Annotated in this window: 21 protein-coding genes and 1 riboswitch; of the genes, 7 read left to right on the forward strand and 14 right to left on the reverse strand. The window is 76.8% G+C overall.

Annotated features, from left to right (window positions below):
• Positions 1 to 49: 49 nt before the first annotated feature.
• The 4 genes from IH44_RS0121710 to IH44_RS0121725 form a co-directional block, all read right to left on the reverse strand.
• Positions 50 to 1,201 carry an energy-coupling factor transporter transmembrane component T gene (locus tag IH44_RS0121710; protein ID WP_063759660.1) on the reverse strand — a complete coding sequence of 384 codons (1,152 nt, stop codon included), beginning with the start codon at positions 1,199 to 1,201 and terminating at the stop codon, positions 50 to 52.
• A 2-nt stretch (positions 1,202 to 1,203) separates the two neighbouring features.
• The gene (locus IH44_RS0121715; protein ID WP_035955912.1) at positions 1,204 to 1,938 is read right to left on the reverse strand and encodes an SCO2322 family protein; all 735 of its coding nucleotides are present in this window, start codon (positions 1,936 to 1,938) and stop codon (positions 1,204 to 1,206) included.
• Positions 1,935 to 3,371 carry a prenyltransferase/squalene oxidase repeat-containing protein gene (locus IH44_RS0121720; protein ID WP_051817159.1) on the reverse strand — a complete coding sequence of 479 codons (1,437 nt, stop codon included), beginning with the start codon at positions 3,369 to 3,371 and terminating at the stop codon, positions 1,935 to 1,937. The genes IH44_RS0121715 and IH44_RS0121720 overlap by 4 nt, the downstream gene beginning before the upstream one ends.
• A gap of 97 nt (positions 3,372 to 3,468) precedes the next feature.
• A riboswitch (cobalamin riboswitch) is annotated at positions 3,469 to 3,549 on the reverse strand.
• Between the two features lie 65 nt (positions 3,550 to 3,614).
• Positions 3,615 to 4,289: a TetR family transcriptional regulator gene (locus IH44_RS0121725; RefSeq protein WP_232795039.1), complete on the reverse strand. Its 675-nt coding sequence runs from the start codon at positions 4,287 to 4,289 to the stop codon at positions 3,615 to 3,617.
• Between the two features lie 221 nt (positions 4,290 to 4,510).
• Between IH44_RS0121725 and IH44_RS0121730 the strand changes: the two genes are divergently transcribed.
• The 3 genes from IH44_RS0121730 to IH44_RS0121740 are packed head-to-tail and all read left to right on the forward strand — an operon-like array spanning position 4,511 to position 7,697.
• The gene (locus IH44_RS0121730) at positions 4,511 to 5,830 is read left to right on the forward strand and encodes a glycosyltransferase family 4 protein (protein WP_035955913.1); all 1,320 of its coding nucleotides are present in this window, start codon (positions 4,511 to 4,513) and stop codon (positions 5,828 to 5,830) included.
• A gap of 50 nt (positions 5,831 to 5,880) precedes the next feature.
• Positions 5,881 to 6,621 (forward strand): class I SAM-dependent methyltransferase, encoded by a 741-nt coding sequence (locus tag IH44_RS0121735; RefSeq protein WP_030461341.1) that lies wholly within the window; start codon positions 5,881 to 5,883, stop codon positions 6,619 to 6,621.
• Positions 6,618 to 7,697 (forward strand): prenyltransferase, encoded by a 1,080-nt coding sequence (locus IH44_RS0121740; RefSeq protein WP_030461342.1) that lies wholly within the window; start codon positions 6,618 to 6,620, stop codon positions 7,695 to 7,697. The genes IH44_RS0121735 and IH44_RS0121740 overlap by 4 nt, the downstream gene beginning before the upstream one ends.
• Before the next feature lie 183 nt (positions 7,698 to 7,880).
• Here the strand turns inward: IH44_RS0121740 and IH44_RS0121745 are convergent, their stop codons facing one another.
• From IH44_RS0121745 to IH44_RS0121765, 5 genes are all read right to left on the reverse strand, one after another.
• Positions 7,881 to 8,819, reverse strand: coding sequence for a hypothetical protein (locus IH44_RS0121745; protein WP_030461343.1), 939 nt, complete (start codon positions 8,817 to 8,819; stop codon positions 7,881 to 7,883).
• A gap of 259 nt (positions 8,820 to 9,078) precedes the next feature.
• Positions 9,079 to 10,113 (reverse strand): N-acetylmuramoyl-L-alanine amidase, encoded by a 1,035-nt coding sequence (locus IH44_RS0121750; protein WP_030461344.1) that lies wholly within the window; start codon positions 10,111 to 10,113, stop codon positions 9,079 to 9,081.
• Positions 10,114 to 10,120: 7 nt separating this feature from the next.
• The gene (locus IH44_RS45530; protein WP_030461345.1) at positions 10,121 to 11,464 is read right to left on the reverse strand and encodes a hypothetical protein; all 1,344 of its coding nucleotides are present in this window, start codon (positions 11,462 to 11,464) and stop codon (positions 10,121 to 10,123) included.
• 289 nt (positions 11,465 to 11,753) lie between these two features.
• Positions 11,754 to 12,407, reverse strand: coding sequence for a class I SAM-dependent methyltransferase (locus tag IH44_RS0121760; RefSeq protein ID WP_030461346.1), 654 nt, complete (start codon positions 12,405 to 12,407; stop codon positions 11,754 to 11,756).
• Positions 12,408 to 12,537: 130 nt separating this feature from the next.
• Positions 12,538 to 13,917, reverse strand: coding sequence for a M48 family metalloprotease (locus IH44_RS0121765; RefSeq protein ID WP_081967036.1), 1,380 nt, complete (start codon positions 13,915 to 13,917; stop codon positions 12,538 to 12,540).
• 293 nt (positions 13,918 to 14,210) lie between these two features.
• Between IH44_RS0121765 and IH44_RS0121770 the strand changes: the two genes are divergently transcribed.
• Positions 14,211 to 15,290 (forward strand): Zn-dependent alcohol dehydrogenase, encoded by a 1,080-nt coding sequence (locus IH44_RS0121770; RefSeq protein ID WP_030461348.1) that lies wholly within the window; start codon positions 14,211 to 14,213, stop codon positions 15,288 to 15,290.
• A gap of 116 nt (positions 15,291 to 15,406) precedes the next feature.
• On the opposite strand, the gene IH44_RS46615 is transcribed toward IH44_RS0121770, so the two are convergent.
• The 4 genes from IH44_RS46615 to IH44_RS42960 all read right to left on the reverse strand — a co-directional run bounded on the left by IH44_RS46615 (position 15,407) and on the right by IH44_RS42960 (position 21,703).
• Complete coding sequence (locus IH44_RS46615) at positions 15,407 to 15,559, reverse strand: hypothetical protein (RefSeq protein WP_157852415.1); 153 nt, start codon at positions 15,557 to 15,559, stop codon at positions 15,407 to 15,409.
• A 183-nt stretch (positions 15,560 to 15,742) separates the two neighbouring features.
• Positions 15,743 to 16,330, reverse strand: a complete 588-nt coding sequence (locus IH44_RS0121780) for a hypothetical protein (RefSeq protein ID WP_157852417.1) — start codon at positions 16,328 to 16,330, stop codon at positions 15,743 to 15,745.
• Between the two features lie 57 nt (positions 16,331 to 16,387).
• Positions 16,388 to 18,352 (reverse strand): S9 family peptidase, encoded by a 1,965-nt coding sequence (locus tag IH44_RS49430; RefSeq protein WP_051817160.1) that lies wholly within the window; start codon positions 18,350 to 18,352, stop codon positions 16,388 to 16,390.
• Positions 18,353 to 18,430: 78 nt separating this feature from the next.
• Positions 18,431 to 21,703 (reverse strand): lanthionine synthetase LanC family protein, encoded by a 3,273-nt coding sequence (locus IH44_RS42960; protein WP_030461350.1) that lies wholly within the window; start codon positions 21,701 to 21,703, stop codon positions 18,431 to 18,433.
• A 517-nt stretch (positions 21,704 to 22,220) separates the two neighbouring features.
• Between IH44_RS42960 and IH44_RS0121800 the strand changes: the two genes are divergently transcribed.
• Genes IH44_RS0121800 through IH44_RS0121810 form a run of 3 tightly spaced genes read left to right on the forward strand, consistent with a single transcriptional unit; the run spans position 22,221 to position 25,005 of the window.
• Positions 22,221 to 23,057, forward strand: coding sequence for a Nif3-like dinuclear metal center hexameric protein (locus tag IH44_RS0121800; RefSeq protein WP_030461351.1), 837 nt, complete (start codon positions 22,221 to 22,223; stop codon positions 23,055 to 23,057).
• A gap of 45 nt (positions 23,058 to 23,102) precedes the next feature.
• Positions 23,103 to 23,846 carry a zinc ribbon domain-containing protein gene (locus tag IH44_RS0121805; RefSeq protein ID WP_030461352.1) on the forward strand — a complete coding sequence of 248 codons (744 nt, stop codon included), beginning with the start codon at positions 23,103 to 23,105 and terminating at the stop codon, positions 23,844 to 23,846.
• 4 nt (positions 23,847 to 23,850) lie between these two features.
• Positions 23,851 to 25,005, forward strand: a complete 1,155-nt coding sequence (locus tag IH44_RS0121810) for a bifunctional RNase H/acid phosphatase (RefSeq protein WP_030461353.1) — start codon at positions 23,851 to 23,853, stop codon at positions 25,003 to 25,005.
• Between the two features lie 122 nt (positions 25,006 to 25,127).
• On the opposite strand, the gene yaaA is transcribed toward IH44_RS0121810, so the two are convergent.
• Positions 25,128 to 25,925 carry a peroxide stress protein YaaA gene (gene yaaA / locus IH44_RS0121815; protein ID WP_030461354.1) on the reverse strand — a complete coding sequence of 266 codons (798 nt, stop codon included), beginning with the start codon at positions 25,923 to 25,925 and terminating at the stop codon, positions 25,128 to 25,130.
• Positions 25,926 to 25,998: the final 73 nt, after the last annotated feature.

Genomic DNA, 25,998 nt, shown 5'->3' on the forward strand with positions numbered 1-25,998 from the left:
CGGACGGGGGTGCCGGTGCCGGTGCCGGTGCGGGTGCGGGCGCGGGCGGTCACCGGGTGCTCCGGGGCGGCTCGGGGGTGACGAAGGCGGGCAGCAGGCCGACCAGCGCGGCCAGCGCGGGCAGCAGCGGCAGGGCGGGCGCGGTCGGCGGGACGACGCTCGGCGCCAGGGCCAGCGGCCAGCGGCCCGCGTACCAGACCAGGGCGGCCGCGACCAGCGCCCCCGAGGCGGCCGTCAGCCACTCCGGGAGCGCCCACGGGTCGGGCCGGTAGCGGGTCCGGACGGAGCGCCGGCCGCCCAGCGCGAGGCCGGTGCCCGCCGCGGCCGCGCCCGCCAGCAGCACCGGCAGCGCCCACGGGTGACGGCCCGCGGCGAGCAGCCCGTACGTCGCCGCGCACACCGCCAGCAGCCCCGCCAGGGTCGCCGCCCCGGCGGCGCGCACCACCTGGCGCGGCACCTCGGCGGTCCGGCCGAAACCACGGGTGTCCATCGCCGCCGCCAGCGCCACCGAACGCTCCAACGCGCCCTCCAGCACCGGCAGTCCGACCGACAGCACCGCCCGCACGCCCCGGTCGGAGCGCCCGCGCAGCCGGCGCGCCGCGCGCAGCCGCCGGACGTCCGCGACCAGGTTCGGCGCGAAGGTCATCGCCACCACCGCCGCCACGCCCGCCTCGTACAGCGCACCCGGCAGCGAACGCAGCAGCCGGGACGGCGAGGCCAGCGCGTTCGCCGCACCCACGCAGGCCAGCAGGACCGCCAGCCGCAGCCCCTCGTACAGCGCGAACAGCACCCCCTCCAGCGTCACCGCACCACCCAGCCGGACGCCCTGCGCCCAGGCGGGCAGCGGGAGTTGGGGCAGCGTGAACAGGACGTGGGTGCCGCCGACCGGGGAGCCCAGCAGCACCGCGAACACCATCCGGGCGGCCAGCACCAGCAGGCCCAGCCGCAGGAACGCCGCGTACGAGCGCGACCAGGGCGCGTCGCTGCGGCGGGCCGCGACCACGTAGCCCGCCACCGCCAGGATCAGCAGCAGGAGCAGCGGGTTGGTGGTCCGGCTGGCCGCCGCGGCCAGGCCCAGCGACCACAGCCACCACGCGCCCGGGTGCAACTGCCGCGGCAGCGCCCGGCTGTGCGCGGCGACCGGGCGGCCGCCGCCCGCGACGGGGTCGGCGGCCGCCCGGTGCAGACGGTGGACGGACATGCTCAGCGGGTGCGGCGGCGACGGGCCTGCCAGACCGCGCCCGCGCCCAGCAGAACCACCGCACCGGCCCCGGCGAGCAGGCCGAGGGACGGGCCGCCGTCCGAACCGCCGTCCGAACCACCCTCCTTGGCACCGGAGTTCGAGCCCGCCGCGACCTGGTCGCCGCAGCCCGCGTGCGGGTAGCCAGCGATCGCGCACAGCAGCGCGCCGGAGTCGTAGCGCAGCGGCGCGGCGACCGCGGCCAGCACCTCGGCGGAGTTCGCGGCCGTCGGCACCGAGGCGCACGAGGTGCGGGCTGCGGGCGGCTGCTCGCCGCCGGGGGCGTCCTGCGCGGTACCGAAGTCCAGCACCACGGCGACCCGCTTGTGGCCGCCGCTGGGGGCGGTGCCCTGGCAGATCGCTGCGAAGTCGGCGGCCGGGCCGGGCCGGGGCGCGTCCTGCCCGCCGTCCGGGCTCAGCACGAACCGCCAGCCGTCCACCGCCCCGTCCGCCGGCACGTTCCCGGCCGGCCCGACCTGCTGGTACGCCCAGCCGTCGGCGCCGCCCTTCCAGAACGACCAGTAGCGGTAGTCGGCGGCGGAGGAGGCTCCGGCGGCGGGGCCCAGGAGCGTTGCGCACGCGGCGAGGAGGGCGAGGAGGAGAACGGCGAGGCGGGTGAGGAGGAGGGCGGTGGGGCGGGCGTACGGGGTGTGGAGGGCGGCAGCCGCTCCGGTGCGGGTGGCCCGGCCGCCGGTCATCGGTCCTGCTCCGGGCGGTCGTCCGCGTCGGTGTCGGGGGTGCCGGTGCCGGCCTCGGCGCCGGTCTCGGGGGCGGGCGCGGCGTTCTTGTGGCGGCGGTTGAGGCTGAGCAGCAGGCCGGCGCCGACGCCGACCAGGAGGCCGACGCCGATCAGCCAGCCGGCCGAGAAGCCGCTGTTCTCGTCGGGTTCGGTGATCGCGGAGCCGGGGGCGCGGGTGGCCTGCGGGTCGCCGCCGGCGGGGCCGGTCTTCGGCTTGGGGCCGGAGTCGGCGAGCAGCTGGACCAGGTTGGCGCCGCCGAAGTTGTACGGGTCGAGCTTGGCGGCGCGGGCGGTCAGCACCAGGGTGGCGGTGGCGGCCGGGTCGGTGCCGTTCTTGCCCTGGGCGGCCCACGGGTAGGCGTTGCCGGCCAGCCAGTCGGCGGCTTCGGCGGCCTCGGCGGGGTGGCCGGCGGCGACCAGGCCGAGGACCGTCCAGGCGGTGGAGTTGTAGTCGGGGGTGGCGGTGTCCGAGCCGGGGGTCTTGGCGAGCAGGCGCTGGCCGTCGGCGGCGAGGCGGCCGGTCAGCCAGGCGGCGTCGGCCTCGGCGGAGTCGGCGTGCGCGAGCGGCCCGGGGGTCTGGGCGCCGTCGCAGGCCGGGGCCTTGGGCGGGCCGTCCTTGCGGTCGGTGGCGGTGACCGGGAGGTGGCCGCCGGCGGCGGCGAGCAGGGACTGCGCGGAGGCGATGGTGTCGGCGGCGGCCGGGACGCCCGCGGCAGGCTGGTAGCGGAAGGCGCCGCGCTGGTCGGCGGGGGCCGAGCAGTCGAGCTGGAAGGTGGCCAGGCCGTCCCAGCCGGTGTGGCCGCCGACGGCGACGCCGGCCGGGTCGAGGCCGACCGCGAGCAGGCCGTTCAGCACCACGGCGGTGGAGTTGGCGTCGCCGGGCGAGCCCGGGTTGTACGCCCAGCTGCCGTCCGGGTTCTGGTGCGCGCGCAGCCAGTCGGTGGCGCGGGTGACGGGCTGCTGGTGGCCGCCGAGCGCGGTGAGGGCCTGGACGGCCAGCGAGGTGGCGTTGGTGTCCTCGGTGGCGGGGGTGCACGGGGTGCCGGCGGCCCGGTAGGACGGCCAGCCGCCGTCCTCGCACTGCTGGTCGAGCAGCCACTGCACGGCGGCGTCGGCGGGTTCGACCTTCTCCTGCTGGAGGGCTATCAGCGCCAGCGACTGCCGCCACACCCCGTCGTACTGCGGGTCGCCCTTGCCGTACAGCCCGGCGGGCACGCCCGAGGAGGTGGACGGCGAGCCGGAGGGGGTGCCGGAGCCGGACGCCGCAGTACCGGAAGGGGCGGCGGAGGAGGCCGCGGGCGTGGCGGTGTCGGCGAGCGCGGGTGCGGCGGCGGTACCGGCGAGCAGGGCGCCGGTCAGCGCGGCGGCGCCCAGGCGGGCAGCGGTCAGCATGTGGGGGAAGCCTTTCGGTGAGCGGTCGCAGCGGGCCGGGACCTGCCCCGGTTCCGCCCGTAGACCCACGACGGAGGAGGGCCGCTCGCCTCCGGCCGGGCAGTCCGACTGCGCCGCGCCCCGGTGGCGGGGGCGGCTCACGGTTGCGGGTCAGTGCCGGAATCGCACCGGCTTCCCCCGGCCTCGGAGGCGGATGAAGTTGTCGGCGGCCGGCCGGTGGGGCCGGGCCGCGCCCCCAAGACTCTAGCCCTCGGCCGGGGCCGCACCGGCGGCAGGTGGTGGAACGGGTTGCAGTTCTGCCGGGGCGGGAGGGGCCGCGGGGGCGGGCCCGGCCAGGGTCAGCAGCCGGGCGGCGGTGTGCAGGTCGGCCCGGACCTCGGCCAGCGAGGCCCGGCCGGACAGCCACACCAGCAGGGTGGCGTGCCAGGTGTGGCCGACCACCCGCAGCGCCGCCTGCTGGTCGGCGGTGGGCGGGCCGGGCAGCCGGGCGGCGGCCAGCACGATCGCGCCGGTGGCCTGGGCGACCTCGTCCACCTCGCTGCCGACCGAGCGGTCCGCGAAGGACAGCGCCCGCACCATGGCCTCGGCCAGCCGGGGTTCGCGCTGCAGCGCGTGGAAGGCGGCGGTCAGCGCCTCGGCGACCCGGGAGGCCGGGTCCGGCCCGGTCGGCGGATGGCGGCGGACCTGCTCGCGCAGGCGTTCCAGCTGTTCGCGCATCACCGCGACCAACAGGTGCACCTTGGACGGGAAGTAGCGGTACAGGGTGCCGAGCGCGACCTGCGCGCCCTCGGCGACCTCGCGCATCTGCACCGCCTCGTAGCCGCCCCGGGCGGCCAGCGCGGTGGCGACGCGCAGGATGCCCCGGCGGCGCTCGGCCTGGCGCGGCGTCAGCGGCCCGTCGGCGGCGGTGGCGGTCACGGGCACTCCAGGGGCGGGGTCGCGGGGGCGGGATCGCGGCGTGGTGCGAATCACCCGCCGGGGCTCCTGACGACAAGCTACGGGCCGGTAATCTTCGAGGTCCCTCGTTGTTCACTTTCTCCAACGACGAGCCCGCACCGCTGTGAAACGTGATCTACTTTACCGGTCGGCGGCCTTCTCCGTCGCCGGTCCCGGTGAGTAGCGAGGAATGGGGACTGGGGATGACCGCTGTGTCGCACCCGCCGCTGCGGATCGCCCTGCTGTCCTACCGCGGCGACCCGTTCTGCGGCGGCCAGGGCGTGTACGTGCGCCACCTGTCGCGCGAACTGGCCCGGCTCGGCCACCACGTCGACGTGATCGGCGCCCAGCCGTACCCGGTGCTCGACGAGGTCGAGGGCCCCGGCAGCGTCCGGCTGGTCGAACTGCCCAGCCTCGACCTGTACCGCGCCGACGACCCGTTCCGCACCCCCGCGGCCGGCGAGTTCCGCGGCCCGGTGGACCTGCTGGAGTACGCGGTGATGCGCACCGGCGGCTTCCCCGAGCCGCTGACCTTCTCGCTGCGCGCCCGCGCCTTCCTGGCCCGGCACAAGGGCCGCTACGACGTCGTGCACGACAACCAGACCCTCGGCTACGGCCTGCTCGGCCTGGCCCGGCACGGCTTCCCGCTGGTCACCACCGTGCACCACCCGGTCACCGTGGACCGGCAGTTGGAGCTCGCCGCGGCCCGCACCCGGCTGGAGCGGCTCGGCAAGCGCCGCTGGTACGCCTTCACCCGGATGCAGCGCCGGGTCGCCGCCCGGCTGCCGCACGTCATCACCGTCTCGGAGAGCTCGAAGGCCGAGATCGCCGAGCAGCTCGGCGCCGCGCCCGGCGCCGTCTCGGTCGTCCCGATCGGCGCCGACACCCGGCTGTGGTCGCCGTCCGACGCGGTCGCCCGCGTCCCCGGCCGGATCGTCACCACCTCCAGCGCCGACGTCCCGCTCAAGGGCCTGGTGCACCTGGTCGAGGCGCTCGCCAAGGTCCGCACCGAACGCGACGCGCACCTGGTGGTGGTCGGCAAGCCGCAGAAGGAGGACGGGCCGGTCACCGAGGCGGTCCGCCGCTTCGGGCTGGAGGAGCACATCGAGTTCCGCACCGGCCTGAGCGACGCCGCGCTCGTCGACCTGTACCGCTCCGCCGAGGCCGCCTGCGTCCCCTCGCTGTACGAGGGCTTCTCGCTGCCCGCCGCCGAGGCCATGGCCACCGCCACCCCGCTGGTCGCCACCACCGGCGGCGCCATCCCCGAGGTGGCCGGACCGGACGGCGAGACCTGCCTCGCGGTGCCGCCCGGCGACGCGGGCGCGCTGGCCGCCGCGCTCGGCCGGCTGCTGGACGACCCCGCGCTGCGCGAACGGCTCGGCGCGGCCGGGCGCGAGCGGGTGCTGGCCCGGTTCACCTGGGCCCGGGCCGCCGAACTCACCGTCGAGCGCTACCGGGCCGCGATCGCCACCGGCGCCGGCGCCCCCGCCCGTTCCGGCCCCGGCTGGCGCTACGTCGGCTGACGGTCCGTCAACCCCCTGGTACCACCCCCTTCGTGAATGGGAGCCCCGCAGTGCTGACCGTCGACTTCTCCCGCTTCCCGCTCGCCCCCGGCGACCGGGTGCTCGACCTGGGCTGCGGCGGCGGCCGGCACGCGTTCGAGTGCTACCGGCGCGGCGCCAACGTGGTCGCCCTGGACCGGAACGCCGAGGAGATCGCCGAGGTCCGCAAGTGGTTCGCCGCCATGGAGGAGGCCGGCGAGGCCCCCGCCGGGGCCAGCGCCACCGCCATGGAGGGCGACGCGCTGAACCTGCCGTTCGACGACGACACCTTCGACAAGATCATCATCTCCGAGGTGATGGAGCACATCCCCGACGACAAGGGCGTCCTCGCCGAGATGGTCCGGGTCCTCAAGCCCGGCGGCCTGCTCGCCGTCACCGTGCCCCGCTACCTGCCCGAGAAGATCTGCTGGGCGCTGTCCGACGAGTACCACGAGGTCGAGGGCGGCCACATCCGGATCTACAAGGGCGACGAACTCGTCGGCAAGGTCCGCGAGGCCGGCCTCACCCCGTACGGCAGCCACCACGCGCACGCCCTGCACTCCCCGTACTGGTGGATCAAGTGCGCGGTCGGCGTGAACAACGACAAGGCGCTGCCGGTGCGCGCCTACCACCAGCTGCTGGTCTGGGACATCGTCGGCACCCCCGTCGTCTCCACCCTCACCAAGGCCGCCGAGAAGGCCCTCAACCCGCTGCTCGGCAAGTCCTTCGTGGTCTACGCCAGCAAGCCCCACCGGCCCGGGAGCAGCGCGTGACCGCCGCCGTCCCCGCCGCCCTGCTGCTGGACGGCGTGCTGGACGCCGCCCAGGCCGCCGACACCGTGCGCTCGATCCTCGCGCACCAGCAGCCCGACGGCGCGATCCCCTGGTTCCACGGCGGCCACCTCGACCCCTGGGACCACACCGAGGCCGCCATGGCCCTCGACACCGCCGGCGAGCACGCCGCCGCCGAAGCCGCCTACCAGTGGCTCACCGACCGGCAGAACCCCGACGGTTCCTGGTACGCCGCCTACGCCTACGGACAGCCCGGCACCGCCGACGGCACCGCCACCGACCTCGCCCGCGAGACCAACTTCTGCGCGTACGTCGCCGTCGGCGCCTGGCACCACCACCTGTCCACCGGCGACGACCGCTTCCTGGAACGGATCTGGCCCACCGTCAGCCGCGCCCTCGACCACACCGTCCGGCTCAGCCTCCCCGGCGGCGCCATCGCCTGGCGCCAGGACGAGGACGGCACCGCGGCCACCGAGGCGCTGCTCACCGGCTCCTGCTCGATCCTGCACGCCCTGCGCTGCGGACTCGCCGTCGCCGACCACCTCGACCGGCCGCAACCCGACTGGGAACTCGCCGCCGGCCTCCTCCAGCACGCCATCGCCCGCCACCCCGAGCGGTTCCTCGACAAGGACCGCTACTCCATGGACTGGTACTACCCCGTCCTCGGCACCGCCCTGCGCGGCGAGGACGCCGCCCGCCGGCTCGCCGCCGACTGGGACCGCTTCGTCGTCCCCGGCCTCGGCGTGCGCTGCGTCAGCGACCGCCCCTGGGTCACCGGCGGCGAGAGCGCCGAACTCGCCCTCGCCCTGTGGGCCGCCGGACAGTCCGACCGGGCCGTCGAGATCCTCCGCTGGATCCAGCACCTGCGGCACGAGGACGGCTCCTACTGGACCGGCTACGTCTACGAGGACCGCGCCGTCTGGCCCGAGGAACGCACCACCTGGACCGCCGGCGCCCTGCTGCTCGCCGTCGCCGCCCTCGGCGGCGACCACGCCACCGTCAGCGTCTTCGGCGGCGAGCACCTGCCGCCGGGGCTGACGGTCAACGACTGCTGCTGAGCGTTCCGGCAGCGGGCCGGGGCGTACGAGACGGGGCACACGACACGGGGCGCGCAACGCGAAGGTCCGCTCGGGGAGGGGAGTTCCCTCGCCGGGCGGACCTTTCGTGCGGATGCCTTCCGCTGCGCGCAGTTCCCCGCGCCCCCGGAAGCACGCTGCGCGTGCCCCCGAGGCGGGCGGGTGTCAGCCGCGCTGGATGCCGTTGGTGTCGCTCAGGACGCCGTGGGTGCCGTCCGGGAGCTGGGCGACCAGGGCGGTGCCGCGCTGGTCGACGGCCAGGTACCAGGTGCCGGGGACGAGCTCGCCGACCGGCGGGGCGGCCGGGTTGTCCTTGTGGCCGAGCTGGCGGACCGCCGGGACGGCGAACCAGAACGGGGCGAACGGGGCGGCGGCCTGCGCCGGGACCTGGTCCTGGATCGCGGGCTGCACCGCGGTCGGCGCCGGGGCCGCCTGCGCGGCGGCCGGAGCCGGGGCGGCCTGCTGCTGCTGGACGGGCTGCGGGTAGCCGTAGCCGCCCTGCGCCTGCTGCTGCGGGGCCTGCTGGCCGAACGGGGCGGCCGCGCCCTGCTGCTCGGGCTGCTGCTGCTGGCCGGGGAACGGCTGCTGCTGCTGGCCGCCCGGGTACCCGTACGCGCCGGGCGCGCCCGGCTGCTGCTGGGCGCCGTACGGCGGGAACTGCTGCGGAGCACCGGCGCCCGGGCCGGCCGGACCGGCCAGCGGGGCCTGCAGCGCGGGCACCAGCGGACCGGCGATCACGGCGGCGGCCATCACCAGCAGCGAGACCAGGGCCAGCCAGGCGCCGACCCCGATGCCGAGGCTGATGGTGCTCACGCCCGTGTCGGTGTTGCCGCCCAGGGCCCACAGCGAGCCCCAGAGGGCGATCACGACGGCGGCGGTGCCCCACTGGTCCAGCCGCAGGCCGATGATCTCCTTGTTGCCCAGCGTCGCCTTCTGGAAGCGGAACAGCAGGATCAGCACGGCCCCGATGATGCCCAGCAGGAAGACCGACGGGAGCACCGGGAAGAAGCCCGACTCCCAGGCGTTGGCCGAGGCGCTGCTGCCGCGGCAGAACGAACCGCAGTCCAGGCTCCGGTAGGGCAGGAAGGACGAAATCAGGAGCAATACGGCCGCACCGGCGACGGCGGCGTCTCCCCTGGTGAGAGCGCGCAGATTCACTGACGTTCCCCTCATTGGTGTAGTCGTGGTCGGCGGGCGGTTGACCGGGCCCCCGTGGTACCGGGTCGGTACGACGGGGCAAAAGCCTAGAGCCAACGTGACGCCGCGTGCACGGCGCCCTCGGGATCCGCACCGAATCGGTACCGAAGGAGAGCGCCGGAGAGCAGGGTGCTGCAGGGGTGGGACAGTGGGCGGGCGCGGTGGCTCACCCGGTGAGATAGCTGGTCAGGGCGTCGGCGAGGGACTGCGCGGCGAGCTGGCGCCACTGCGGGTCGGACATCCGCCCGGCGTCGCCCGAGTTGCGCATGTTGCCGCACTCGATGAAGACCTTCGGTACCTTCGAGAGGTTGAGTCCGCCGAGGTCGGTGCGGGTGTCCAGGCCCTCCTTGCCGATGTAGCTCGCGTACGGCTCGCCGGTGCCCGCCTTGAAGGCGTCGCGCAGCAGCACGCCCAGCCGGTGCGACGGGTCGACGATCGGGGCGGTGTCGGCCGCGCCGTCGACCACCCGGCCCGGCACGATCACGTGGAAGCCGGAACCGGAGGACGGCGCGCCGTCCCCGTGCACCGACACCGCGGCGTCGGCCTTCGCGTCGTTGCCGATCCCGGCGCGCTCGTCGATGCACGGGCCCCACGGGCGGTCGCCGTCCTGGGTGAGCACCACCTTCGCGCCCCGGTCCTGGAGGATCTGCCGGGCCCGGTGCACCACGTCCAGGGTGAACTCGGCCTCCGGGTACCCGGCGTCGGTCTCGGTGCCGGTGGTGTCGCACTCCTTGCGGCTGTTGCCGATGTCCACCCTGCGGTTGATCTCGGTGGCGTGCTTCGCGTTGCCCGGGTTGTGCCCCGGGTCGAGCAGCACCGTCCGGCCGTCCAGCGGCCGCGGCGCGCCCTCCGCCGGGGCGGCCGGGGCCCCGGCGGCGGACGCGGGCGGGGCCGCCGCCGGGGACTGCGCGGGCGCCCCGGTGTCCGGCGCGGCCGGGGACCCGGCCGCCTGGTCGGCGTCCACCCGGTCGCCCTCCGCGTAGCGCGGCGCGTGCGTGGCGGAGGCGTGCCCGGAGACGTCCCGGGAACTGTTGGCCACCGCCTGCCACCCCAGCCAGCCGATCAGGCAGACCGGCAGCACCACCGCCGCCGCCTTCGCGGCCGGCCGCCAGCGCGCGGCCGGGCCGGCCGGGCCGCTGTCCGGGGCGTACGGCTCCCGGTGGTCGGGTTCGTCGTGGTGCGGGGCGGTACGGCCAGTCACGTGTTCCTCAGATCCTGTCCCCCGTACGGGGCGTCAGCCCGTACGCCTGGGCGATCGGTTTCCACTTCGCGGCGAAGTCCTGCTTGGCCTGGGTGGCCTTCGGGTTGAGGTCGTTGGCGCGGCCCAGGTCCGCGGTGCTCGGGACCTGGTTGTTGGTGCAGCCCTTGTCGGAGACGGTGCGCGCCCAGGCCGCGTAGGCCCGGTCGATGTCCGCCGAGGTCTGCCAGGCGGTCTTCAGCGCGGCCACCGCGGCGTCGCCGCCCGGCAGGCTGTCGGTCTTCAGCGCGGCCAGCTCGGCCAGCAGCGAGTCGCGCTGCGCGGCGCCCGCGTCGAACACCTTCGCGGCGCTGTCCACCTCCGCCTTCGCCGGGCAGCTGCGCACCTTCGCCACCGCGTTGCCGATCGGGGCCTTCGCGTTCTCGCCCTCGCTCAGCAGCGCGTCCAGCGCCTGCGCCTGGGCCTGCGCCTGCGGGCCCGCCGACGGCGAACCGGAGGCCGACGCCGACGGGGAGGCGGACCTGGACGGGGCCGCGGAGGCCGCGGGCGAACCGTCCTGGCTGCCGCCGCCCGACCCCACGCTGTTCGAACCCGGCTGCACGGCGGTCGGGTTGGCGTCCTTCGCCGCCGGGGCGTCGGTCGAACCGCTGTTCTGCACCGCCCACACCACGGCCCCGCCGATCACCAGCACCAGCACCGCGGCGGCACCGATCAGCAGCGGGGTGCGGCGGCGGCGCGGATCGTCCTGGTAGTCGAACTGCGGCTCCTGGTAGCCGCCGAACTGCGGCTGCGGCTGCGGTTGTGGCTGCCCGCCGAACGTCTGGTTCCCGCCGTACGAGGGCCCGCCGTAGGACGGGCCGCCGGCGGGCGGCGGCGGGGTGAACTGCTGCGGGGGACCGCCGAAGGGCTGCCCGCCGAAGCTCTGGTTCCCACCGAAGGAGGGACCGCCGGCCGGGGGCGGGGCGAAACCCTGCTGCGGCGGGAACTGCTGCTGCTGTTGCTGCGGCGGCGGACCGGGCGGGAACTGCTGCTGCTGGTACGGGGGTTGGGGCTGTCCGCCGAAGGTCTGCGGCGGCGGGGCGAACTGCTGCTGCGGCGCGGGCGCGGGAGCCTGCGGCTGGGCCTGCTGGGCCTGGGGGGCTTGCTGCTGCTGCGGCGGGGGTTCGGCCTGTGGCGGCTGCTGGGCGGCGGGCGGGGGGACGGGCGCGGCCGGGATCGGCGGCAGCGGGATCGCGGTGGTGGGCGGGCCCGCTGCGGCCGGGTCGTCCGCCACCGGGCGGCGGACCCAGCCGCCCGCACCGTTGTTCGCGGTCGGGTCCCAGACCGCCCTCGCGGTGCCGCCCTGTTCCGTCATGCCCTGTCCTCGCCCCCACTGAACCGGTCCCGCACCGGTGGCCGGTGCCGTGCTCCGAACGGGCCGCTCCCCGAACGGATCGTTCGTCGTCTGCCGCCGACACCGTACCGGCCGCCGGTGGGGCCGGTCACGGCGGATCGGCAACGCGTCGTGGTGGGGACGACGCCCCAGCAGCGGTGATCGTTCCCGTCCCGGGCCGGAAATCCGCCGCCGGGACGAGGTGGGGACAAGGCCGGGACGAGGTCGGGACGGAGCCGGGGCACGGCGGGGGACGGCCCCCGGCGGACGGTCAGCCGGTCGTCGCGGCCGGGCGGCGCAGCACCCGCAGCGAACCCGTCACCGACAGCTCCTCGAAGCCCTCCGCGAGCGCCCGCAGGTACACCCGGTAGGGGGCCTGGCCGCCGTCCGCCGGGTCGGGGAACACGTCGTGCACCACCAGCAGGCCGTCCGCGGCCAGGTGCGGCACCCAGCCCTCGTAGTCGCCGGTGGCGTGCTCGTCGGTGTGCCCGCCGTCCACGAACACCAGGGACAGCGGGCCCCGCCACACCGCCGCGACCTGCGGCGACCGGCCGACCAGCGCGATCACGTGCTGCTCCAGGCCGGCCGCGTGCAGGGTGCGGCGGAAGCGCGGCAGGGTGTCCATCAGGCCGACCTCCGGGTCGACCAGCGACGGGTCGTGGTACTCCCAGCCCGGCTGCTGCTCCTCCGACCCGCGGTGGTGGTCGACGGTCAGCGCGACCGTCCCGGCCCGGCGGGCGGCGTCCGCCAGCAGGATCGCCGAACGCCCGCAGTAGGTGCCGATCTCCAGCAGCGGCAGCCCGGTGCGTCCGGCCGCGTCGAGCGCCGCCGCGTACAGCGCCAGGCCCTCGTCCTCCGGCATGAAACCGGTGGCGGCCCGGAACGCGGCCAGCACCTGCGCGTCCGGAGCCTGCACGTCCGGCATCTGTACGTCCGAAGCCCGGGCGTCCGGCGCCTGGGCGGACGGGGCGGCGGGGGTGGGGTCGGTCATCGGGCGCTCCTGCCGGGCCGGGGGGTGACTGACTCAGGACCCTACTGGATGGTAGGAACCGGTCTCAGAGCAGCTCGGCGGCGATCCGCACCCGGCTCCCCGCGAGCTCCGCCTCGATCACCCCGGCCCGACCGGCGTCCAGCACCACCGGCGGCCGGTCCGCCGGGGGAGCGGCGTCCAGCATCCGCAGCCGCAGGTAGGTCGGCGGGTGCGAGGAGTCGCTCGCCGACACCTCCCGCTCGGACACCCGGACCCGGCGCTCCTCCTCGCTCGCCGGCACCGACCCGGCGGCCTCCGCCAGCGCCTCCCACAGACCGGGCGCCGACACCCCCGGCCGGGGCCGGGGCAGCGCCCGCTGCCGGACCAGCACCGTCTCCAGGGTCGGCGCGTGGAACACCGCCCGCAGCATGCCCTGGGCGTCCCGGGCGGAGGTCAGCCGGGCCGCCATCCGGTCGGCCCGGTACTCGGCGGCCTGCCCGTCCCGCAGGTGCAGGCGGTACATCAGCCCGGTGACCGCCCGCACCCCCAGGTTGACCACGCCCAGCACCAGGTTGGCGGCCGACGAGGCCACGGCCGTCAGCGGGTTGTTGTAGTCCTCGTTGTCGCGCGAGGGCCGGGTCAGCCGCTCCCACTCGGCCAGCGCGTTCACCGCGGCCCCCGTCCACAGGCCGCGCCGGCTGTCCCGGTTCACACCGTGCCCGAGCTCGTGCCCGAGCAACGCGACCCGCTGCTGCCGGCCGAGCACCGTCCACAGCGGCAGCCCGATCTCCAACTGCCGGTGGCGGCGCAGCCCGTAGGACCCGAACGAGGCGTTGAACTGCCGCGTCACCACGATCGAGTGCACCGGCTGCGCGCCCAGCTCCGCCGTCACCGCGTCGACCAGCCCGTACAGCTCCGGCGCGGCCTTGCGCGACAGCACCCCCTCGCGCTGCGGCCGCCCCAGCCGGGGGCGCAGCAGGAACGCCAGCACCAGCGCGAACGCACCCAGTGCCCGGGCCGGCCAGCTCGGCGCCGGCCACCCGGCGAGCAGCGCCGCACCCGCCAGCAGCACCGCCAGCGACACCAGGTGCACCGCCCCCGCGAGCAGGAACGCCGCCACCGCCGAGCCGTGCCGCAGCTTCGAACCGTCCGCCGCGACCAGCCGGAACACCTGCTCGGTGCGCTCCCGGACCGCCTGCCGCTCCCGCTCGGTGCGCCGCGCCGCCCGCTCGGCCCGCCGCCGGGCCCGGCCCGGCAGGCCCGCCGTCGACGGCTCCGGCGGCAGCAGGTTCCACTCGCAGGACGCGCACCAGAGCGGGAACCGCCCCGGCGGCGGCAGCGGCGCCCCGCAGTCGGGGCACCTCCCGGCGCCGGGGGAGACGGCTTCCTGCGCGGGGACGGCTTCCTGCGCGGGGACAGCGGCTTGCGCCCCGGCGGCCGGGGTGGGGGGTTCGGTGAGCGACACGGCGGCGGATCATGTCACACCCGGGACAGCGGGGGAAGCGGTTTCGGCCCGGTGTCCCGGGGCCCGTCCCCGACCTGCTCCTGACCTGCTCCTGATCTCCTCCGACCCGCCGCCGGGCCGCGGTCGCGCCCACCGCCGCCGAGCCACCGACCCGCCGCCCCTGCCGCCGACGGGCCCGTGCGCCGCGGCGCGCCCGTGCGCTATACAGAGGGCGGCCAGCGGGCGGACGCACCCCGACGCGTCCCCCGAAGCACCGCCGCCGTCCGGCGGCGACCGACCCCCGGGAGCAGCCCGTGCGCGCAGCGATCCTGCGAGAGACCGGACAGGACACCCTGGACGTCCGCGACGACGTCGAAGCGGTCGGCTTCGGACCGGGCCGGGTCCGGGTCCGGATCCGGGCCGCCAGCCTCTGCCACTCCGACCTGTCCGCGATGGCCGGGGTGCTGCCGCAGCCCGCCCCGTTCGTGCCCGGCCACGAGGGCGCCGGCGAGGTCGTCGAGGTCGGCGAGGGCGTGTCCGGCCTGGCCCCCGGCGACCGGGTGGTGCTCTGCTGGATGCCCCCGTGCGGCCACTGCCCCGCCTGCCGGGCCGGCCGCAGCCACCTGTGCGTCGCCTCGCTCCGCCGGCTCGCCACCCCGACCTTCCGGCTCGCCGACGGCACCGACGCGTACGGCTTCTACAGCACCGGCGCCTTCGCCGAGGAACTCGTCGTCGCCGCCGACAGCCTGCTCCCCGTCCCCGCCGACCTGCCCTACGAACTCGCCGCGCTGATCGGCTGCGGCGTCACCACCGGGCTCGGCGCCGTCGTCAACACCGCGAAGGTGGAAGCCGGTTCGACGGTCGCGGTGATCGGCGCGGGCGGCGTCGGCATCGCCGCCGTCCAGGGCGCCCGGATCAGCGGCGCCGCCCGGATCACCGTGGTCGACCCGGTCGCCTCCCGGCGCGAGCGGGCCCTCGGCTTCGGCGCCACCGAGGCCATCGCCCCCGAGGAGCTCAAGGCCGCCGCCCGCGCCCTGCCCGCCGGCGGCTACGACCACGTCTTCGAGGCCGTCGGCCGCGCCGCCACCGTCCGGGCCGGCTACGACGCGGCCCGCCGCGGCGGCGCGGTCGTGGTGATCGGCGCCGGCGCCAAGGACGACCAGGTCTCCTTCAGCATGGGCGAACTCTTCTTCAACGAGAAGCGCCTGCTGCCCTCGATGTACGGCGGCGGCGACGTCCGCCGCACCGCCGACCTGGCCGTCACCCTCTGGCGCGCCGGACGGCTCGACCTGGCCGGCATGATCACCCACCGCCTGCCGCTGGAGCGCGTCAACGAGGCGGTCGCCCAGATGCGGGCCGGCGAGGCGCTGCGCACCGTCCTGCTGACGGACTGAAACCCCCCGGGCCGCCCCGGGCCGGACGGACGACGCCCCCGGTTCCGGTCAGGACGGTGACGGGAACCGGGGGCGTCGGCGGTGCGGTGCTGGTCTCTCCTCCGGACGGCAGGCCGTCAGCGGCGGTGGCGGCCGTGCGGGTCCGCCTCCGGCGCGTCGTCGTTGGCGGTGCCGCCCCGGTGCCGACCGTGCGCCCCGCCGTCGGCGGTCTCGTCGGCGCCCGGCGCGCGGTGGTCGTGCTCGGTGGTGTCGTCGATGGACTCGGACATCAGGTCAGTCTTCTCCGTGCGAAAGATTGCGGACTGCGGTCAACGCTGCCGGCGGAACCCGGGCAGCAGACAACCGGCCGCCCTCGCGGCGACCCGTACGGGGCCACGACAACGGCCGAATCGGATACGGAGCCTACCGAAACCCCCCGTCACCGCGCGGAGAACCTCCGATCGGCCGGGAAATCAGGAAACCCGGGAACCGCCCGGGGCCCGCAGGGCGTCCACCGCCAGCGCCGCCCACCCCGCGGCCGCCGCGAACCCGCCGACCGGGAGCCGCCCCGCCGCCGCCAACTGCCCCGCCGTCCCCAGCACGGTCAGCTCGACGGCCGCCAGCAGCAGCACCGCCTGCCCCGCCGTCCGCACCGGAACCCGCAGGTCGAACGGCCCCGGCTGCGCCGCCGCCCGCACGAACAGCCGCACCAGCACCAGCCCCGGCAACAGCCCGACGAAGAACGCCCCCGCCAGCCACGGCGACAGCACCCCCAGCCCCAGCACCGCACCCCCCGAAGCGGCCAGCGCCGTCACCACCCCCGGCCGCCTGCCGTGCCGCCGCCCCAGCGCCGCGGCCCCCGCACCCAGCGCGACCAGCACCGCCGCCCCGCCGACCGCCCACCACTCCGGACGGTCCGTCAGCACCCCGCCCGCCACGCCCGGCAGCGCCAGCTTCACCGCCGCCCCCAGCCCCGGCGCCACCGCCGCCACCGCCGGACCGGACCCGCCGAACCGGGCCGGACCGCCCGTCAGCACCGGTGCCGCAGCCGCCGTTGCCACCGTCGAACCGTGCACGAGAACCCCCGGAGGAAGAGAAGAGGAGAGGAAGAGGAACGCTCAGGCCGGACGGCCGGTGCGCAGGAAAGCCGCCAGCAACTCGTGCAGCACCGCCGAACCCTCCTCGGCGAGCAGCTCGTGCCCCGCCCCGGCCGCCTCCACGTACCGGAAGTCGACACCCTCCAGCCGCCCCAGCCGCAGCAACTCGTGCCGCAGCGCCCGGGACTGGCCCACCGGCACCACCTCGTCCCGGTCGCCGTGCACCACCAGCAGCGGCGCCGTCAACAGCGGAGCCACCCGCAGGACGTCGCGCGGACCCCGGGCGTCGGCGACCTCCAGGTCACCGCCCAGCCGGGCGGTCAGCGCCCGGACCGACGGACCGGCCTCCGCCAGCAGCCGGCGGCCGGACAGGAACGGCGCCACCACCGCGCACCGGGCCACCGACCCGGCCGGGGCGTGCGCCGCCGCCAGCAGCGCCAGGAACGCCCCGTAGCTCACCCCGAACAGCGTCGGCGGCTCCAACCCCAGCGCCGCCCGCTGCCCCGCCACGCCCTCCAGCAGCGCCAGCACGTCCTCCAGGTCCGGGCCGCCCCACGCGCCGTTGACCGCCGCCGCGTACTGCGGGCCGTACCCCGTCGAGCCGCGCTGGTTCGGGGCCAGCACCGCCGTGCCGTCCGCGGCGATCCGCTGCAGCGCCGGATCGAACTCCAGCCGCCAGGCGTCCGCCGGACCGCCGTGCAGGGCCAGCACCAGGTGCGGCGCCGACAGCCACGACTCGCCGCCGTACACCACCGCCTCGACCGGACCGGCCGGACCCGCCAGCTCCAGGCACTGGGCCGACCGCCACCGGCCGCCGTCCCCGGGCCCGGCCGACCCGTCCAGCCGCCAGCCCACCGGCTCCGCCCCCGCCGCCGCGGTACCCGAACCCGCCTGCGGCGCACCGCCGTTGAGCGGAGCCAGGGCCAGCGGCAGCGCCATCGGGGCACTCCCCGCGAGCGGCTCGGCGGCCAGCAGCGCCGCGACGTCCAGGGTGGCCAGCGCGGCCGGGCGGTCCGGCGCCGAGTACGGCATCCGCAGGCCCGCCGCCGACCAGTGCCCGACCCCGCCCCACCGCCCCGGCGGCACCGGCAGCGGCCGCAGCCGCCGCTCGCCCGCCCGCCACAGCACCAGCGCGGACGCCGCACCCTGGTCCACCTGCAGCACCACCTGCGGCTCCTCGCCCGGCCCCCGGCCCGGCGCCGCCGCGACCGGCCGCAGCAGCCGCCCCGGCTGGTGCAGGCAGTCCGGGAACCGCACCGGCTCCGCGCCGCCGATCAGCGCCCAGCCCAGCCGGTCCACACCCGGGGCGTCGCTGCGCAGCATCCCGAAACCCGACGCCGGGTCGAACAGCACCAGCCGGTCGTTGCTCTCCTCGCCCAGCTCCAACAGCGGTGTGGTGACGCCCAGTTCGAGATCCAGCACGACCGTCTTCAACCGCCCCCCGGCCAACCGGTCCAGCGCCAGCAGCCGCCCCGCCGCATCCAGCCACACCCCGCCGCCGCACAGCCCCGGCAGCTCCGCGACCGCCCGCGGCGCGGACCCGTCCGCGGCCAGCAGCCACACCGAGGTCACCGGCCGGGCGTCCGTGCCCAGCAGCACCGCGACCGGCTCCGCCGCCGACGCCGCCACCGACGTTGCCGACGTTGCCGACGCTGCTTCCGGCAGTGCGAGCAGCCGCAGCGCCGGCAGCCGCACCGGCGCCAGCAGCACCTCCGGCTCCCCGGCCGCCAGCAGCAGCACCGCGTGCCCCTCCCCGTCCGGCCGGCACACCAGCACCCGTCCGTCCGGCAGCGCCAGCACCTGCGACCGCAGGTCCTCCGCCGACGCCAGCCCGGTCGGCACGGCCGGACCGTCCCCGGGTAGCCGCCAACTCTCCGGGTACCACCCGCCGTCGGCCCCGGCGGCGAGGCACGCGGCGTGCGAGCCGTCACCGGCGAAAGTGAAGCCGAACCGCCGCAACGCGAGGTGCACGGTCTGCGTGCTCATCGGGAACCTTTCGGCGAGGGAGGGGGAGGGGGAGGGGGAGGGTGCTCTTCGGGTGCTTTCCGGGCGCTTTTCGGGGGCTCACTCCTCCGGGAGCGACCACAGGCGGGGGGCGCCGTGGCGCAGCCGCAGCAGGAAGGCGAGCGGGCCGGCCGTGCCGGTGGCCCAGCCGGTGCCGCCGGCGTCCGGGAGGAGCAGCAGGCCGTGCCGGAGGGCGGCGCGGGCGGCGATCAGGGCGGCGAGCCGGTGGGCGCCCTGCCGGAAGCGGCCGCGGCCGGTGGCCCCGGCCAGGTCGAGCAGGTACTCGCCGTCCCCGGCCAGGCCGTGGCAGGCGCCGGTGCCACAGTGCCAGCGGTCGTCCAGGACGGCCTGGCCGGCGGCCAGCGCGAGGTCGCGGGCGGCCTCGTCGCCGGTGGCCCGCCAGTACCGGAGCAGGAAGGCGCCGACGCCCGCCGCCCCCTCGCAGCCGTGGGCCAGCCGGACGTGGCCGGGGTCGTCCGGGTGGCGGGGCCAGCGGGCGGCCGGCCCGTCCCGGCGGACGGTGGCGGCCAGGGTGCGGGCGGCGCGGTCCGCCCCGGCCCGGGCGTCCCGGGCGGTGGCGGCGTGCCCGGGCCGCCCGTCGGCGGCCAGGACGGTGGCGGCGGCGAGCAGGAAGGCGCCGATCCCGGCGACCCCGTCGGCATGGCCGAGCCGGGCCGTACCGGCCGTCGCGGAGTCGAAGTCCGCCGGCACCGGCCAGAGCGTCCCGCCCGGCCCGTCCTGGGCGGCGGCCAGCAGCTCGCGCACGCAGCGGGCCGCCCGGTCGAGGAACAGCCGGGCCCCGGTGGCGCGGTACGCACGCAACTGGACGAGCCCCGCGCCGGCCGCCCCGTGGGCGAGACCGGGAGCGGGACAGCCGAGCGGGACCCGGGCCGCGAGCCCGGCCGCCCGCTCGGCCAGACCGGGGTCGCCGAGGGCGGCAGCCGCGTCGAACAGGGCCCAGGCGGTACCGGAACGGCCGTAGTACAGACCGGGCAGGACGACCGGCTCGGCGGCGCACCGGCGCTCGACCCAGGCGGCAGCCACCGCGGCAGTGGCCCGGGCCCGGTCACGGGCGGGCCCGGGCAACGCCGCGGTGCCCGCCGCCCAGGCGAGCAGGGCTAGCACACCGGCCGCACCGTGCTGGACGTTGCACGGATCGGTACGCAACCCCTCGGGGCCGGTCGGCCAGAGCCGGTCGGAACGGTGCGGGGCGGCGCAGTGGGCGAGGTGGCGCAGCCCGTCGTGCAGCAGCCGGTCCAGCGAAGGCGGGACGACCGGTGCGGCCGGCCCGGGCGCAGGCTCGGCAGCCAGAGCGGCCCGAACCCGCACCGGGCCCCACCACCGGCCGCCGCCCGGGGCCCACAGCCCGCGAACCACCGGAGCGAGCCGCCGGGCAGTACCACCGGCACGGACGGCCAACTCCAGCAGACGGTCGGCCGGCTGCGACGGGAAGCCCGCCGGGGCGGGCCCCCGCCCTCCGGCGGCCCAGCCGGCTGCCTGCTCCTCTGCCGTCGGCCGGGCCGCTCGCGCTTCGGCTTCGGCCCTCGGCCAGGTCGTGTGTCCTTCGGCCTCCGGTCCGGTCTCCCGGCCCTCGGCCGTCAGTCGGCTTCCTCGCCTCTCCACTGCCCGACCGGCCCCCCGCCGCCCACCCGCTGGCCAGGTCTCCGGCGCCTCGGCTGTCCGGCCGGGCTCTTGCGCCTCGGTGGTCGGGCCGGTCCTTCGCTTCTCGGCCACCGGTTCGGCCGTTTGCCGTTCGGCCGCCCGGCCGGGCTCTTGCTCCTCTGCCGTCGGCCGGGCCGCTCGTGCTTCGGCCCTCGGCCAGGTCGTCTGTCCTTCGGCCTCCGGTCCGGTCTCCCGGTCCTCGGCCGTCAGTCGGCTTCCTCGCCTCTCCACTGCCCGACCGGCCCCCCGCCGCCCACCCGTCGGCCAGGTCTCCTGCGGCTCTGCTGCCCGGCCGACTGCTTGCCTCTCGGCCCTCGGCCCGATCTCTCGTTCCCCGGCCGCCGGCCGGGTTCCTTGCCTCTCGGCGGTCCGACCGGTCGTCCGCGCTTCGGCTGTCAGCCCGTCCTCTTGCCCCTCGGCTGCCGGCCCGGCGGGCGGTCGTGGCGGCAGGTGGCCGGTGGCGAGCAGGAAGTACAGCCCGCCGAGGGCGGACAGGTCGGGTGCGTCGGCGTCGGCGCCGGTGGTGGCGGGGGTGGCGCCGCGCAGGCTGGTCAGGCAGGGGCGGCCGTCCGGGGTGACCAGGACGTGGCCGGGGGCGAGGCCGGGCAGGGCGACTCCGTGGTGGTGGGCCCGTTCGACTAGGTCGAGCAGGGCGAGGGCGAGCGGGCCGGCCTCGGTCCACGGGACGCCCGGGGTGCCGTCGGGGCGCAGCCGGTCGGCCACCCAGTCGTGCAGGGGGCGGCCCGGGAGCCGTTCCTGGACCAGGAACAGCGCGTCCGGCCGTTCGACCAGGGCGTGCACCCGGGGCGTGAGGCCGCTGCCGGTGAGCCGGTCGAGCAGGGCGGCCCGGCGGCGCAGTTCGGTGCGGGCGTCGGTGCCGGTCCGGTCGACCTCGATGTGGGCCCGGGCCTGGGTGACCACCACTTCCGCGCCGGTGGTTCGGTCGGTGCCGAGGAACACCCCGCCCCCGGCGTCGTGCCGCAGCGCGCCGGCCCGGGCCCAGCGGCCGCCGAGCAGGCCCCCGCCGCCCCCGCGCCGGGTGCCGGGCCCGGGCTGGGAGGGCACCCGGACGCCGGCCGGCACCGGTCTGCCGCCGGTGGCCGATCCCGCCCCCTCGACGGGGTCGGCCACCCAGGGCGGTCGGCGGCCGGGCCGGTCCTCGACCAGGTCGCCGCCGGGGGTGCGCAGCACCGGACGGTAGACGCCGTCGTTGCCGAGCACCGGTCGGGCCGCGGACGCGCCGTAGCGGTAGTGCACCAGGCTGCCGGGCCGGTACGGCCGGGCGGTGGGAATCACCGGTCCGGGCATTCCGGTGGTGGCCAGGTGGAGTTCCGCGGCGAGCCGCCGGAATTGTTCTTCGCCGCCGGGGCGGACGGTGATGAATTTCCCGGACGATTCCATTGCGCAGTCGTGCGCGTTGATGCCGTGCAGAATTCCCCGGTCGGCGGCGAAGTCGAACGGGCACGGGTCGTCGGCGACGGCCGCGGCGACCGCGGACAGCACCTCGAAGGCCACCGAGGAGGCCGCCCCGACGTGCAGCTCCCAGCCCTGGGCGGGGGGTTCGCGGCCGGGCGGCCGGACCGTGCACCAGGAGCCCTCGACCGCGACCGTCCAGTCGCCGCCGCCTCCCCGGGCCCTGCTGCCGGCCACGGCCGCCCGTGCCACCTCCACCAGCGCACCGTCCGCACCCGGCGCGCCGTCGACCGGACCCGGCCCCCCTGTCCTGCGCAGCGGTGTGTCCGCCCCCATGTGCTCCACACCCCTTCGCGGTGGACTCGACCGAACGGTCTGCGGAAGTCACGGGAGCCCCGGCGGCGCCCACCGAATTCCCGGTGGGAATTCCGGCCGGTCGCTTTTCCCCGACCCCTGTCGACCCCCCTGGTCGAGTAACTCGGCCGAGTAACTCCCGTTTGCAGGACTAGAAGTTACTTTCGGGGCGGGTGTGACTCAACACCGGCCGGGTCACTTCACTCTTAAGGGTGATCGGGTGGGCTTTTCGAATGCGCGCGGCCCGGAACGTCCGGCCGCCCGGCGCCCGGTCCGCCGTCGCCCGCCCCGCCCCGGCGGCCCGCGACGGCCCGGCCGGGGCCGCCGACGCCGGGTTGACGCGCAGGTGTACGACGGCGGCGGCCGGTCCGCACCCGGGAGCGGGACCGGGCCGGGCCGTGGCACGCGGTAGTCTCGACAGGTGCCGAAACTGTCCGACGTCATCGCCGTGCTCGAAGAGGTCTACCCCCCGCAGTGGGCGGAGTCCTGGGACGCGGTGGGCCTGGTCTGCGGCGACCCCGGGGCGGAGGTCCGCCGGGTGCTGTTCGCCGTCGACCCCGTGCAGGCGGTCGTGGACGAGGCCGTCGAATGGGGCGCCGACCTGCTGGTCACCCACCACCCCCTCTACCTGCGCGGCACCACCACGGTCGCCGCGACCGGCTTCAAGGGCCGGGTCGTGCACACCCTGATCAAGCACGACATCGCCCTGCACGTCGCCCACACCAACGCCGACCACGCCGACCCGGGCGTCTCCGACGCCCTCGCCGAAGCCGTCGGACTCAAGGTCACCGGCCCACTGGTCGCCGACCCGACCGACCCGGCCGGCCGCCGGGGCAGCGGCCGGATCGGCGAACTCCCGCAGCCCATGACGCTGGCCGCCTTCGCCGCCCAGGTCGCCGCCGGACTGCCCGCCACCGCCGCGGGCGTCCGCGCCGCCGGCGACCCCGAGCGGACCGTCCGCAAGGTCGCGGTCTGCGGCGGCTCCGGCGACTCCTTCCTGGCCGAGGCCCGCAAGGCCGGCGTGGACGCCTACGTCACCGCCGACCTGCGGCACCACCCGGCCTCCGAAGCCGTCGAGGCCGCCCCGGTCGCCCTGGTCGACGCCGCGCACTGGGCCACCGAGTGGCCCTGGCTGCGCCTCGCCGCCCGCGAGCTCACCGACCGCGCCGACCGGCGCGGCTGGCCGCTGGAGACCCGCGTCTCCACCCGGGTCACCGACCCGTGGACGGCGCACGCGCCGATGCCGTACGCCCCCTGACGCCCCCGACACCCCGCCGAACCAACTCAACAGGAGCCCTGCCGCGTGAACGCCGCGCCCGCCGACCAGATCCGCCTGCTCGACCTGCAGGCCATCGACTCCCGCCTCGACCAGCTGGCCCACCGGCGCCGCACCCTGCCCGAGCACGCCGAGATCGACAAGGCCGCCGCCGACCACACCGCCCTCAAGGACCTGGTCGTCGCCGCCCAGGCCCAGCTCGGCGACACCACCCGCGAGCAGACCAAGGCCGAGGCCGACGTCGAGCAGGTCCGCTCCCGGGCCGCCCGCAACCAGCAGCGGATGGACTCCGGCGCGGTCACCTCCCCCAAGGACCTGGAGAACCTCCAGCACGAGAACGCCTCGCTGGCCAAGCGCCAGGGCGACCTGGAGGACATCGTCCTGGAGGTCATGGAGCGCCTGGAGTCCGCCCAGACCCGGGTCACCGAACTGACCGCCCGCCTGGAGCACTCCGCCGTGGTCGTCGCCGAGGCCGAGGGCCGCCGGGACGCCAAGTTCGCCGAGATCGACGCCGAGGCCGACAAGGTCCGCCGCGACCGCGAGGCCGTCGCCAACGTCATCCCCGCCGACCTGATGAAGGTCTACCTGCGCCTGCGCGAGCAGCAGGGCGGCGTCGGCGCGGCCCGCCTCTACCAGCGCCGCTGCGAGGGCTGCCGCACCGAGTTCTCGATCACCGAGTTCAACGCGATCAAGGCCGAGCCCGCCGACAAGGTGCTGCGCTGCGAGAACTGCGGCCGGATCCTGGTCCGCACCGGCGAGTCGGGCGTCTGACCGGATGACGGGCGCCAGGTACGTCGTCGAGGCCGACGGCGGCTCCCGGGGCAACCCGGGGCCGGCCGGCTACGGCGCGGTGGTCCGCGACGCCGACACCGGGCAGGTCCTGGCCGAGGCCGCCGAGTACCTCGGCCACACCACCAACAACGTCGCCGAGTACCGCGGCCTGATCGCCGGCCTGCGGGCCGCCCGCGACCTCGACCCGGACGCCCGGGTCGAGGTCCGGATGGACTCCAAGCTGGTCGTCGAGCAGATGTCCGGCCGCTGGCAGGTCAAGCACCCCGCGATGCGGCCGCTGGCCGCCGAGGCCCGCGGCATCCTCCCGGCCGGGAACGTCACCTACGAGTGGATCCCGCGCGAGCGGAACAAGACCGCCGACCGGCTCGCCAACGAGGCGATGGACGCCGGTCGGCAGGGCCGCCAGTGGGAACCCGCCCAGGCCGCCCCGGCCCCGGAACCCGCGGTGTCCGCCCCGGCCCCGGAGCCCGCCGTGCCCCCGGCCCCGGCGGGCTGGGCCGCGCCCGCCGACCTCGGCACCCCCACCACGCTGGTGCTGCTGCGGCACGGCGAGACCCCGCTCACCCCGCTCAAGCGCTTCTCCGGCAGCACCGGCAGCGACCCCGGCCTGTCCGAGAAGGGCCGCTGGCAGGCCGAACGGGCCGCCGAGTCGCTGGCCGCCCGCGGCACCGTGCAGGCCGTGGTGGCCTCCCCGATGCTGCGCACCCGGCAGACCGCCGAGGCCACCGCCCGCCGGCTCGGCCTGGAGGTGCGGATCGAGGAGGACCTGCGCGAACTCGACTTCGGCGCCTGGGAGGGCCTCGGCTTCGCCGAGGTGATGGAACGCCACCCCGCCGACCTCACCACCTGGCTGGGCTCCGCCGACGCCAAGCCCACCGGCAGCACCGAATCGCTCAGCACCCTGGCCCGCCGGGTCGCCCGGGCCCGCGACCGGATCCTCCAGCAGTACACCGGACAGACCGTGCTGGTCGTCTCGCACGTCAGCCCGATCAAGACCCTGGTCCGCCTGGCCCTGGGCGCCCCGCCGGACTCCGTGCACCGGATGGAACTCTCCGCCGCCTCCCTCTGCGCCGTCCAGTACTACCGCGACGGCAACGCCTCGCTCCGACTGCTCAACGACACCTCGCACCTGCGCTGAGCGGCCCCGAGGGGGGCGGGGCGGACGTCCGTCAGTTGACGAACGTTCATCGACTGACGGACATTCGGTGCGCGGACCGAGATCAAGACGTTGACGAACGTCCGGCAAGCGACGAACGTCGGTCAGTGGACGTCCGTCACCACCACGTCCAGCTGCCACGGCTTGCGCTCGGTGCCGCGCGCGGAGACCTCCACCCGGTGGCCCAACTGCTCCAGCGCGTCCACCAGTTCGCCCGGCGTGCCCGGCTCCAGGCCCGCCACCAGCAGGTCGCGCACCAGCCGGCCCTTGGTGGCCTTGTTGAAGTGCGAGACCACCGAGCGCTTCAGCACCCCGTCCACCTCGCGCTCCTGCAGCACCCGCACCGTCACCGTCCGGCCCGCGAGCGCCCCCGAAGGCTTCCACGCCGCCGCGTACGCCGAGCTGCGCAGGTCCAGCACCGGGCCGTCCGCGACCTCGGGCAGCGCCCCGTCCAGCACGCCCCGCCAGTACGGGCCGAGCGCGCCCAGCGGGGGGAGCTTGACGCCCATCGAGCAGCGGTAGGGCGGGATCCGGTCGCCGATCCGGACCGCGCCCCACAGGCCGGAGAAGACCAGCAGCGAGCGTTCGGCCCGGGCGTACGCGGCGTCGTCCAGCTTGGTCAGGCCCAGGTTGTCGAACAGCACCCCGGTGTAGACCTCGCCCGCCGGGCGGGCCCCCGCGGTGAGCAGGGCCGCGTTCTTGCCGATCTCGCCGCGCAGGCCCTTGCTCAGCCCCAGCACCTCGGCGGCCCGCTCGGCGTCCCCGGCGCACAGCTCGACCAGCGCGGTGAGCGCCTTGTGCCGGGCCCCGGTCAGCCCCGGCAGCGACAGCCGCTCCAGCTCCACCGGCGCACCCGCCTGCGGCGCGGCCTTCCCCTCCGACGGCGGCAGCAGAACCAGCACGGCGACACCCCTTCAACAACCTGTAGCACCCGGACCCGTCCACCCTAACGACCCGCCCGCCCCCGCCCCGCAT

The sequence above is a fragment of the Kitasatospora sp. NRRL B-11411 genome (assembly GCF_000721345.1).
Taxonomy (GTDB): Bacteria; Actinomycetota; Actinomycetes; order Streptomycetales; family Streptomycetaceae; genus Kitasatospora; species Kitasatospora cineracea.